At 72.1% G+C, this 11,733-nt stretch carries 8 protein-coding genes; 2 read left to right on the top strand and 6 right to left on the bottom strand.

The features are described 5' to 3' along the window. Window positions 1-103: 103 nt before the first annotated feature. The 5 genes from ACH4F6_RS10200 to ACH4F6_RS10180 all read right to left on the bottom strand — a co-directional run bounded on the left by ACH4F6_RS10200 (window position 104) and on the right by ACH4F6_RS10180 (window position 7,220). Complete coding sequence (locus ACH4F6_RS10200) at window positions 104-283, bottom strand: DUF6104 family protein (RefSeq protein ID WP_003992906.1); 180 nt, start codon at window positions 281-283, stop codon at window positions 104-106. Between the two features lie 197 nt (window positions 284-480). Further along, entirely contained in the window at window positions 481-4,251 is a 3,771-nt protein-coding gene (locus tag ACH4F6_RS10195) for a multifunctional oxoglutarate decarboxylase/oxoglutarate dehydrogenase thiamine pyrophosphate-binding subunit/dihydrolipoyllysine-residue succinyltransferase subunit (protein WP_397959475.1), read from the bottom strand. A 312-nt stretch (window positions 4,252-4,563) separates the two neighbouring features. After that, entirely contained in the window at window positions 4,564-5,667 is a 1,104-nt protein-coding gene (locus ACH4F6_RS10190; RefSeq protein ID WP_397959474.1) for an ATP-binding protein, read from the bottom strand. Continuing rightward, complete coding sequence (locus tag ACH4F6_RS10185) at window positions 5,664-6,401, bottom strand: response regulator transcription factor (protein WP_397959473.1); 738 nt, start codon at window positions 6,399-6,401, stop codon at window positions 5,664-5,666. Before ACH4F6_RS10185 ends, ACH4F6_RS10190 begins: the two co-directional genes overlap by 4 nt. 123 nt (window positions 6,402-6,524) lie before the next feature. Continuing rightward, the gene (locus ACH4F6_RS10180; RefSeq protein ID WP_397959472.1) at window positions 6,525-7,220 is read right to left on the bottom strand and encodes a spermidine synthase; all 696 of its coding nucleotides are present in this window, start codon (window positions 7,218-7,220) and stop codon (window positions 6,525-6,527) included. Between the two features lie 541 nt (window positions 7,221-7,761). Here ACH4F6_RS10180 and ACH4F6_RS10175 point away from each other — a divergent pair. Next, on the top strand, window positions 7,762-8,406 hold the full coding sequence (locus ACH4F6_RS10175) for a rhomboid-like protein (protein ID WP_397959471.1): 645 nt from the start codon (window positions 7,762-7,764) through the stop codon (window positions 8,404-8,406). Between the two features lie 12 nt (window positions 8,407-8,418). Here ACH4F6_RS10175 and ACH4F6_RS10170 read toward each other — a convergent pair whose 3' ends face one another. Further along, window positions 8,419-9,075, bottom strand: coding sequence for a GNAT family N-acetyltransferase (locus ACH4F6_RS10170; RefSeq protein ID WP_397959470.1), 657 nt, complete (start codon window positions 9,073-9,075; stop codon window positions 8,419-8,421). A 174-nt stretch (window positions 9,076-9,249) separates the two neighbouring features. Between ACH4F6_RS10170 and lon the strand changes: the two genes are divergently transcribed. Further along, entirely contained in the window at window positions 9,250-11,673 is a 2,424-nt protein-coding gene (lon, locus tag ACH4F6_RS10165) for an endopeptidase La (RefSeq protein ID WP_397959469.1), read from the top strand. Window positions 11,674-11,733: the final 60 nt, after the last annotated feature.

The following is an 11,733-nucleotide window of genomic DNA, read 5'->3' as shown; positions in this document are numbered from 1 at the left end:
GCACACGAAAAGGGGCGCCCCACGGGGCGCCCCTCGCACAGCCGACGCGTCCGGCAGCGGACGCGGCGGCCGACCCGTCCGGTGGCCGACGCGTCCGGCGGACCTACTCGTCGTCCTCGTCGTCCAGCCGCGCCAGCCACGTCGCCAGTCGCTCCACCGGTACCTCGAAGTCCGGGTTCAGGTCGACGAACGTGCGCAGCTGCTCGGCGAGCCACTCGAAGGTGACCTCCTCCTCGCCGCGCCGCTTCTCGAGTTCTTCGATGCCTCGGTCGGTGAAGTACATCCGGACTGCTCTCCTGCGCTCGTACGGGACGGTGGTGCCACGCACAAGCCTACGTAGCGGCGGCCGTGCACGAGGCGCGCCGGGGCCCTCGCCGCCTCACGGCCCGGCGCCACGGCGTACGCCCGTGAGGGCGCACGGGCAAGGCCCGGCCCCGGAGAACCGGGACCGGGCCTTGCCCGTGTGCGGTGCGGTGCGGCCTAGGCCTCGAACACCTCGCGCACCAGCTGCTCCTGCTCCGCCTGGTGCCGCTTCGCCGAGCCGACCGCCGGCGACGAGCCGTGCGGCCGCGAGATGCGGCGCAGGCGCTCGCCGTGCGGGACGTCGGCGCCGACGGCCAGGTCCAGGTGGTCGATCAGGTTCAGGGCGATGAACGGCCAGGCGCCCTGGTTGGCCGGCTCCTCCTGGGCCCACAGGTACTTCTCGGCGTTCGGGTACTTGGCGATCTCGGCCTGGAGCTCGGCACCCGGCAGCGGGTACAGGCGCTCGATACGGATGATCGCGGTGTCCGTGACGCCGCGCTTCTGACGCTCGGCCTCGAGGTCGTAGTAGACCTTGCCGGCGCAGAAGACGACCTTGCGGACCGCGGCCGGGTCCACGGAACCGTCGCCGATGACCGGGCGGAACTGGCCCGCGGTGAACTCCTCCGCCTTCGACGCGGCGGCCTTCAGGCGCAGCATCGACTTCGGGGTGAAGACGACCAGCGGCTTGTGGTGCGGGTTGTGGACCTGCCACCGCAGGAGGTGGAAGTAGTTCGACGGCGAGGTCGGCATCGCGACCGTCATGTTGTTCTGGGCGCAGAGCTGCAGGAAGCGCTCCGGGCGGGCGGACGAGTGGTCCGGGCCCTGGCCCTCGTAGCCGTGGGGGAGGAGGAGCGTGACACCGCTCGTCTGGCCCCACTTCTGCTCCGCCGACGAGATGAACTCGTCCACGACCGTCTGCGCGCCGTTGACGAAGTCGCCGAACTGCGCCTCCCACATCACGAGCGCGTCGGGGCGGGCCAGCGAGTAGCCGTACTCGAAGCCCATCGCCGCGTACTCGGAGAGCAGGGAGTTGTAGACGTTCAGGCGGGCCTGGTCCTCGGAGAGGTACAGCAGCGGGGTGAAGTCCTCGCCCGTCTCACGGTCGATGATCACCGCGTGCCGCTGGCCGAAGGTGCCGCGCTGGGAGTCCTGGCCCGCGAGCCGGACCGGGACGCCCTCCAGCAGGAGGGAGCCGATCGCGAGGGTCTCGCCCATGCCCCAGTCGATGGTGCCGTCCTCGACCATGGCCGCCCGGCGCTGGAGCTGCGGCAGCAGACGCGGGTGGACGGTGATGTGGTCGGGGATGTTGACCTGGGACTCGGCGATCCGCTTGACGACCTCCGAGGAGACCGCGGTCGGGACCGCGACCGGGAAGCCGTCCTGCGGGTCGTGGGCCGGCGCGGCGGCCGGCTGCGCGGTGGCCTCGCGGACCTCCGTGAAGACCTTCTCCAGCTGGCCCTGGTAGTCCTGCAGCGCCTGCTCGGCCTCTTCCAGCGTGATGTCGCCGCGACCGATGAGGGACTCGGTGTACAGCTTGCGCACCGAGCGCTTCTTGTCGATCAGGTCGTACATCAGCGGCTGGGTGAAGGCCGGGTTGTCCGACTCGTTGTGACCGCGGCGGCGGTAGCAGATGAGGTCGATCACCACGTCCTTGTTGAACGCCTGGCGGAACTCGAAGGCGAGCCGCGCGACGCGGACCACGGCCTCCGGGTCGTCGCCGTTCACGTGGAAGATCGGGGCCTCGATCATCCGCGCCACGTCCGTCGCGTACATCGACGAGCGGGAGGACTCGGGGGCCGCGGTGAAGCCGACCTGGTTGTTGATGACGATGTGGACCGTGCCGCCGGTGCGGTAGCCGCGCAGCTGCGACATGTTCAGGGTCTCGGCCACGACGCCCTGGCCCGCGAAGGCCGCGTCGCCGTGCAGCGCCACCGGCAGGACGGTGAAGTCCGTGCCGCCCTTGTTGATGATGTCCTGCTTGGCGCGGGCGACGCCCTCCAGGACCGGGTCCACGGCCTCCAGGTGCGAGGGGTTCGCGACCAGGCTGACCTTGATCTGCTCGCCGTCCAGGCCGGTGAAGGTGCCCTCGGCGCCCAGGTGGTACTTCACGTCGCCGGAGCCGTGCATCGACTTCGGGTCGAGGTTGCCCTCGAACTCGCGGAAGATCTGCGCGTAGGACTTGCCGACGATGTTGGCCAGCACGTTCAGGCGGCCGCGGTGGGCCATGCCGATGACGACCTCGTCCAGGCGCGACTCGGCGGCGCTGTCGATGACCGCGTCCAGCAGCGGGATGACGGACTCGCCGCCCTCCAGGGAGAAGCGCTTCTGACCGACGTACTTGGTCTGCAGGAACGTCTCGAAGGCCTCAGCGGCGTTCAGGCGGCGCAGGATGCGCAGCTGCTCCTCGCGCTCCGGCTTGGTGTGCGGGCGCTCGACGCGGTCCTGGATCCACTTGCGCTGCTTGGGGTCCTGGATGTGCATGAACTCGATGCCGATGGTGCGGCAGTACGAGTCGCGCAGCACGCCGAGGATGTCGCGCAGCTTCATCAGGGACTTGCCGGCGAAGCCGCCGACGGCGAACTCGCGCTCCAGGTCCCACAGGGTGAGGCCGTGCTCGGTGATGTCCAGGTCGGGGTGCTTGCGCTGGCGGTACTCCAGCGGGTCGGTGTCGGCCATGACGTGGCCGCGGACCCGGTAGGAGTGGATCAGCTCGAAGACCCGGGCGGCCTTGGTGACGTCGTCGTCGTGGCTGGCGTCGATGTCCTTGAGCCAGCGGACCGGCTCGTAGGGGATGCGCAGCGCCTCGAAGATGTCGTCGTAGAAGCCGTTCTCGCCGAGCAGCAGGTTGGCGACGGCGCGCAGGAACTCGCCGGAGGCGGCGCCCTGGATGACCCGGTGGTCGTAGGTCGACGTGAGCGTCATGACCTTCGAGATGCCGAGCTTGTTCAGGGTGTCCTGGGAGGTGCCCTGGAACTCCGCCGGGTAGTCCATGGAGCCGACGCCCATGATCACGGACTGGCCGGGCATCAGACGCGGCACGGAGTGGACGGTGCCGAGGCCGCCGGGGTTGGTCAGGGAGACCGTGACGCCGGTGAAGTCGTCCATCGTCAGCTTGTTGTCGCGGGCGCGACGGACGATGTCCTCGTAGGCCTGCCAGAACTCGAAGAAGTTCAGCGTCTCGGCCTTCTTGATGGCGGCCACGACGAGCTGGCGGTCGCCGTTGGGCTTCACCAGGTCGATGGCCAGGCCGAGGTTGACGTGCGGCGGCTTGACGAGGGTCGGCTTGCCGTCCTTCTCGCCGAACGACCAGTTCATCGACGGCATGGCCTTGATGGCCTGCACCATCGCGAAGCCGATCAGGTGCGTGAAGGAGATCTTCCCGCCCCGGGCGCGCTTCAGGTGGTTGTTGATGACGATGCGGTTGTCGAACAGCAGCTTCACCGGGACCGCGCGCACGGACGTGGCCGTGGGCAGCTCCAGGGAGGCGTTCATGTTCTTGGCGACCGCGGCGGACGGACCGCGCAGCGTCACGAACTCGGGACCGTCCGCGGACGCGGCGGCGGGCGCGGCCTTCGCGGCCGGCTTCGGGGCCGGGGCGGGCTTCGCGGGCGCCGGGGCGGCGGCCGCGGGCTTCGGGGCGGCGGCCGGGGCCGGCGCGGGAGCCGGAGCGGCGGGCGCGGCCGGGGCCGGCGCCGCGGGCGCGGTGGTGGTCCCTGCGGCCCCCGCGGCCGCAGTACCCGCCGGAGCCGGAGTGCTGGCGGCGCCCGGCTTGTAGTCGGCGAAGAAGTCCCACCAGGCACGGTCTACCGAATTCGGGTCCTGGAGGTACTGCTGATAGATCTCGTCGACGAGCCACTCGTTCGGACCGAACGCGGCAGCGGGGTTCTTGCCCGCTTGGTCCGCGTCGGTCGAGATGCTCGATGCGTTACTGGGGGACTGTGGCGACACGGCGGCAACCGCCCTCTTCCGCTTCACAAGGTGATGGACAGCGGGAATAAAGGCTACGCCTCCCCGAGGGGGAAGGTCAGGTCGGGTCACCGCATCGTCGCGTATGTCACATCGAAGAGTGTGTTTCGGGGGTGGAAATGGCGGGAAACAAGCGCGGTTGCCCTCGGAAACGGGTGCGTCGACGCAGGTCGCGCACGCAATGCGTGCGGACCCGGGCCGACCTGCGCCGGCTCTCCGCCTGATCACACGTGTCCACCGGTCGCTCGGCGACGCGGACGCTCGTGATCTTGTGGCTCCGGTGCGAACTTTACGTCAACTTGGCACGGACGGCTCTCCCGGAAGAGTGACAAGAATCCGGCATCCCCGCTCGGATTCGGCCACTCCGATCCGGCCGCCGTGCAGATCGACCGCCCAGCGGGCGATCGCGAGCCCGAGCCCGGTGCCGCCGTCGCTGCCCGGCCCGTGCGGGCGGCGGACGGCTCCCCGGTTGAACCGCTCGAAGACCCGGCGCCACTCCGAGCGCGGAATGCCGGGACCCTCGTCCAGGACCTCCAGCTCCAGCGACTCCGGCTGCGCCCCGCGCCGCGCCTTCACCGTCACCCGGCCGTGCGGCGGGCTGTGCTTGACGGCGTTGTCGATGAGGTTCGCGACGACCTGGTGGATGCGCTCCGGGTCCGCGTGCGCGGTGAGCTCCGGCGGGGACACGTCCAGGTGCAGATGGACGTCCGTGCGCGTGTGCGCGCCGCCGGACCCCATGGTGGCGCGGGCGGAGGCGACCATGTTGGCCTCCTTGAGCACCCCGGACAGGTAGGGCCACACCTCGAAGCGCCGCTTGCGCAGCGGTACGACGCCGTTGTCGAGGCGGGAGAGGTCGAGCAGCGTCTCCACCAGCCGGCCGAGCCGCTCGGTCTGCTTCAGGGCCGTGCGCATCGTCTCGGGGTCGGCCTCGGCGATGCCGTCGACCACGTTCTCCAGGACCGCGCGCAGGCCCGCGATGGGCGTGCGCAGCTCGTGCGAGACGTTGGCCACCAGCTCCTTGCGCTGCAGGTCCTGGGCCTCGAGCTCGTCGGCCATGACGTTGATCGTCCCGGCGAGGTCGCCCAGCTCGTCCCGGCGCCCCTCGGAGACCCGGCGGGTGTAGTCGCCGTGCGAGATCGACCGGGCCACCTTGTTCATCTCGTCCAGCGGCGCGGTGAGCGAGTGCGCCACGAACTGCGTGATGAGCAGGGTGGCGATCATGGAGAAGACCGTGATGAAGCGGAGCTCCGTCTCGGTGCGCATGGCGATCATCATCAGGCCGGTGGTGATCAGCACCGAGATGACGACCAGCGCACCCAGCTTGGTCTTGATCGAGAACGGTCGCACGCCGCCCCAGGGCTCGCCGGGGCTTCTCGGTCCGTCCGGCCCGCCGCTCATGGCGTCGGGGTCTCCAGCGCGTACCCGACGCCGTGCACCGTGCGGATCCGCTCGGCGCCGATCTTCCGGCGCAGTGCCTTGATGTGGCTGTCGACGGTCCGGGTGCCCGAGGCGTCCGCCCAGTCCCACACCTCCGCGAGGAGCTGCTCGCGGGAGAGCACCGCGCGCGGGGTGTTCGCCAGGCAGACCAGCAGGTCGAACTCGGTGGGCGTGAGGTGGACGTCCTCGCTGCGCACCCGGACCCGGCGCTGCGCGTGGTCGATCTCCAGTTCGCCGAGGCGCAGGATGCCGCTGCGCGGGGTGGCGGCGGCCAGCGCGGCCCGCTCCACCCGCCGCAGCAGCACGTGCACGCGTGCCGCCAGCTCCCGCATGGAGAACGGCTTGGTCATGTAGTCGTCGGCACCCACGCCGAGCCCGACCAGCATGTCGGTCTCGTCGTCGCGCGCGGTGAGCATCAGCACCGGCACCGGGCGGGCGGCCTGCACGCGACGGCAGACCTCCAGACCGTCGAAGCCGGGCAGCATGATGTCGAGGATCAGCAGATCGGGCTGCCAGGCCTCCGCGGTGTCGACGGCCGCCGGGCCGTCCCCCGCCGTTTGCACGAGGAATCCCTCGGCGCGCAGACGGGCCGCGATGGCGTCGACGATCGTCGGGTCGTCCTCGACCACCAGGACGCGGCGCTGCGCTCCCGGGGTCGCCGTCGTGCCGGTCTGCGAGGTGTGTGTCTGCTCCATCGCCCGCCCCTGAGGTGTGCTTTCGGGGACCCGTGGGGTGATCCCTTGTTTGCGCATGACTGCGGTTGACGCCTAAATGATCGGCGCCAGGCATGAAACGTACCCGGAGTCACCTCGCCTTTGCTATCCAGGTCGGACGGCGAGGTGCACGACGTCCGGCACTCCTCGGGCAACCGTGATCTCTTCGGTACGCACCTGTTGGAACCCGGCATTACCCAAGGTTCCCTCGAATTCCGGAGACGGCTGCGCGGACCACACGGCCAGCACCCCGCCGGGCTTCAACACCCGCGCGCAGCTTGCGAGTCCGGCCCGCGTGTAGAGGCCGTCGTTGCCCTCCGTGACGGTCCAGCCGGGACCGTTGTCGATGTCGAGGCACAGTGCGTCGAACGTGTCGGATGTCTCATTCAGGTGGTCGAGCAGGTCCGCTTCGACGATCTGCGTGCGCGGGTCGGCGAGGGCGGGGCCGGAGAGGGCGGACAGCGGGCCGTCGAGGTGCCAGTCGATGACGGCCCGCTCGCGCTCGACGACCGTGACGCGGCCCCAGCGCGGATCGGCGGCGGCGTGCGCGAGCGAGAACCCGACGCCCAGGCCGCCGATCAGCACGTCCGGGGCGGGGCCGCCGGCCCGCTCGCCGAGGGCGGACAGCGCGGCGTCGACCAGCAGCCGCTCCGAACGGCCGTCGGAGGTGTCCATCAGGAAGCAGCCGTTGGCGATGATCTGGAGCAGTTCGCCGTGCCGGCGCAGCACGACCTCGCCGTAGGGGCCCTCACGACGGTCCAGGACTTCGGGCAGGTCGTCGGAGTCGTAGGAGACGGGCATCGGACCATCCTGGCAGGGCACCTGACGGGGTGTCCGGGATTTTCGGCAGAGCGGTCCGGACGGGGTGGACGGAGGTGCGGGGTTGACGTCGGCGGACGGGGTGGGCGGAGGCGCGGGACCGACGTCGGCGGGCGGCCCTCCGGCTCGCCGCGCATCGACGGTCGTCGCGTGGCGCCGGTCACAGACAGCGGGAGCGCGCGGCACGAAGGGTGGGGGCGGACGGAAGGAGCGCCTCACGGTGGAATCCACGGCACGCCCCGCGACGGCCGGGGCCGGCGCCCCCACGACACCGCCGGGCCCACCCCGCGCGGACGCCGGTGCTCCACCGGGCGTCTCCGGCCTCCTGGCTACCGGTGTCCCTCCGGACGTCTCCGGAGGGCCGGTGGCCGCCGATCCCCTGGTGGCCTCGGGCCTTCCGGGTGCCGGTGGTCCCCCGGGTGCCCGTGGTCTTCCGGACGCCTCCGGCCCGCTGGACGGTCTGCCCCGCAGGCGCGTCCGCCGGACCCCGTCCGCGTCCGTGTCTCCGCGGCTTCCGCGGCTTTTGCGGCTTTTGCGGCCTTCGCGGGCGAAGGCCCGCCCGCGTCCCTGGCGCCTGCTGCCCACGCCCACCGGGACGCCGTTCACCTTCGCCTACGCGGCCGTCCTCGCCGTCACCTCCTGCGTCGCCGCCCACGCGGACCCCGCCCTCGTCCGCACCCTTCAGCAGGCCTCCAGCACGGATGTCGCGCACCTGGTGCGCGAGCCGGTGCCGGTGCTGGTGGCCAGCGCGCTGTGGGTGGCGGGCGGGATCACCTCGCCGTTCGTCCTGGGCTTCCTCCTGGTGCTGACCGCGCTGGAGCGGCGCGTCGGCGGAGTCCGCACGGCCGCCGTCTTCCTGCTCGGGCACGTCCTGGCCACCCTCGCCACCGAGGGCCCCGTCGGCCTCGCCGTCCTGGCGGGCCACCTCCCCGACAGTTCGCTGCACCGCCTCGACTACGGCATCAGCTTCGGCGTCGCCGCGGGCGTCGGCGCGCTGGCGGGGCTGCTGACGCCGTGGCTGCGGTGGCCGCTGCTCGCCGGGTCCGGCGGGATGCTCCTGCGGGACCTGCTCGCCCGCACGGACCCGCTGACGAACTGGGGCCACCTGATCGCGCTGGCGATCGGGGTGTCGACGTGGAGATGGGTGCGGAGGGCCGCGGCGGCGTAGCCGCGCTGCGGGTCAGGCCCCGCCCGCCCCGTCGAACCTCGCGCTGGTCAGGGGCGCCACCACGCTCCACCCCAGCGACTCGTACAGCCCCCGTCCCGCCGGGGTCCCGGCCAGGACGCCCGTCGCGGCGCCCCGGGCGGCCGCCGCGGCCTGCAGGTTCCGTACGACCACGCCGCCCAGCCCCCGGCGCCGGTGCGCGGGGGCGGTCTCGACCCGGTCGACGACGGCGGTGGCACCGGTCGGGGCGACCTGGCCCCGGGCGGCGAAGGAACCGTCCGGCGCGGCGATCAGGACGTGGGTGACGCCGCCGCGCGTCCAGGAGCGCAGCCGGTAGCCCCCGGGGGCCGGCGTCTCCCCCGCCGCCGCCCCCAGCGGGACCGTCATCAGCCAGCCCGGCTCCGGATCCACCCACCAGCCCGCGCCCAGCCATCCGCCGGCCACCGACGGGTCCTGGAACACCTTGAGCCAGACGCCGGTCCCGGTCACCGCCCCCGCGACCTCGCGCACGACCGCCTCCTCGACGCCGTCCCCGAGCGCGGCGAGGACGTGCCGTGACACCTGCGCCGCCTGCCCGACGTCCACGGTGAACCCCCAGGGCTCCCGCACGGGCGGAGCGGCCCCGCGCGACACGACCCACCCGTCCACCCACGCCCGCACGATCCCGTCCACAGCATCTCCCGTAAGAGTCGGAGTCGTATTTCACCTATTACAGGACCGACGATAGGCGGGCCCGCGACCTCGGCGGCAGACGTGATCGCTGACAGCGAACGGCCGTGCGGGAACATTCCGTAGCGGCCATGCATTGAGTCGGCATAACTCAACTTGACTGCCTAAGGGGAGATCATGGCTGCTGAGTCCACGGCGTTCACACCGCTCACCCTGCCCGTGCTGCCGCTCGACGACGAGGTCGTGCTGCCCGGGATGGTGGTTCCGCTGGACCTCAACGACGCCGATGTGCGCGCCGCCGTGGAGGCCGCCCAGGCCGCCGCCCGGTCCGAGCCGGGGAAGCCCAGGGTTCTCCTGGTTCCGCGCATCGACGGCACCTACGCGAGCACCGGCGTGCTCGGCACGGTCGAGCAGGTCGGCCGGCTGGCCGACGGTGACCCGGGCGCCCTGATCCGCGGCCGCGGCCGCGTGCGGATCGGCGCCGGCACCACCGGCCCCGGGGCGGCGCTGTGGGTCGAGGGCACGAGGCTCGACGAGAAGGCGCCCGAGCCGCTTCCCGGCCACGTCGCCGAACTGGTCAAGGAGTACAAGGCGCTGGCCACCGCCTGGCTGCGCAAGCGCGGCGCCTGGCAGGTCGTCGACCGCGTCCAGGCCATCGACGACGTCTCCGCGCTCGCCGACAACTCGGGTTACTCGCCCTTCCTGACCACCGAGCAGAAGGTGGAGCTGCTGGAGACCGCCGACCCGGTCGCCCGCCTCAGGCTCGCCACCCAGCAACTGCGCGACCACCTCGCCGAGCAGGACGTCGCCGAGACCATCGCCAAGGACGTCCAGGAGGGCGTCGACAAGCAGCAGCGCGAGTTCCTGCTGCGCCGCCAGCTGGAAGCCGTCCGCAAGGAACTGCGCGAGCTCAACGGCGAGAAGGAGGGCGAGGAGTCCGACGACTACCGCGCCCGTGTCGAGGCCGCCGACCTGCCCGAGAAGGTCCGCGAGGCCGCCCTCAAGGAGGTCGACAAGCTGGAGCGGGCGAGCGACCAGTCGCCCGAGGGCTCCTGGATCCGCACCTGGCTCGACACCGTCCTCGAACTGCCGTGGAACGAACGGACCGAGGACTCCTACGACATCCAGGGCGCGAAGGCGGTCCTCGACGCCGAGCACGCGGGCCTGGAGGACGTGAAGGAGCGCATCACCGAGTACCTGGCGGTGCGCAAGCGCCGCGGCGAGCGGGGCCTGGGCGTCGTCGGCGGACGGCGCGGCGGCGCCGTCCTGGCCCTGGTCGGGCCGCCCGGCGTCGGAAAGACCAGCCTCGGCCAGAGCGTCGCGCACGCCATGGGCCGCAAGTTCGTCCGCGTCGCCCTCGGCGGCGTCCGCGACGAGGCGGAGATCCGCGGCCACCGGCGCACGTACGTCGGCGCGCTGCCCGGCCGGATCGTCCGGGCGATCAAGGAGGCCGGTTCGATGAACCCGGTCGTCCTGCTCGACGAGATCGACAAGGTGGGCTCGGACTTCCGGGGCGACCCGGCGGCGGCCCTCCTGGAGGTGCTGGACCCGGCGCAGAACCACACCTTCCGCGACCACTACCTGGAGGTCGAACTCGACCTCTCGGACGTCGTCTTCCTGGCCACCGCCAACGTCCTGGAGGCCATCCCGGAGGCGCTGCTCGACCGCATGGAGCTGGTCCGGCTCGACGGCTACACCGAGGACGAGAAGGTCGTCATCGCCCGCGACCACCTGCTCCCGCGCCAGCTGGAGCGGGCGGGCCTGGACGAGGACGAGGTGACCCTCGACGAGAGCGCGCTGCGCAAGCTGGCCGGCGAGTACACGCGCGAGGCCGGCGTGCGCAACCTGGAGCGGTCCGTCGCCCGGCTGCTGCGCAAGATCGCCGCCCAGCACGAGCTCGGCGAGCGCGAGCTGCCGTTCACCGTCACCGACGGCGACCTGCGCGCCCTGATCGGCCGGCCGCACCACGTGCCCGAGTCCGCCCAGGACCCGGCCGAGCGGCGGACGTCGGTGCCGGGCGTGGCGACGGGCCTCGCGGTCACGGGCGCGGGCGGCGACGTGCTGTACGTCGAGGCCTCGCTGGCCGACCCGGAGACGGGCGCGGCGGGCCTGACCCTGACGGGCCAGCTGGGCGACGTGATGAAGGAGTCCGCGCAGATCGCGCTGAGCTTCCTGCGCAGCCACGGAGCCGAGCTGGAACTGCCCGTCGGCGACCTCAAGGACCGGGGCGTGCACATCCACTTCCCGGCGGGCGCGGTCCCCAAGGACGGCCCCAGCGCCGGCATCACCATGACGACGGCCCTCGCGTCGCTGCTGTCGGGCCGGCTGGTCCGCACGGACGTGGCGATGACCGGCGAGGTCTCCCTGACCGGCCGGGTCCTCCCGATCGGCGGCGTGAAGCAGAAGCTGCTCGCCGCACACCGCGCCGGGGTGACGACCGTCGTCATCCCCAAGCGCAACGAACCCGACCTGGACGACGTCCCGGCGGAGGTGCTGGACAAGCTCGACGTCCACACCGTCACCGACGTCCGCCAGGTCCTGGAACTGGCGCTGTCCCCGGCGACGAACGGGGCCGCCCCGGAGGTTCCGGTGGCGGCGTGACGGACGCCACCGGACGGCGGAGGCCCGGGCCCGCGAAGGGGGCCCGGGCCTCCGTCGTGA

Source organism: Streptomyces sp. NPDC017936 (assembly GCF_044328485.1).
Lineage (GTDB): Bacteria > Actinomycetota > Actinomycetes > Streptomycetales > Streptomycetaceae > Streptomyces.
Note: the sequence above shows the minus strand (reverse complement) of the source record. Positions and strands in the feature narration are given on the sequence as shown.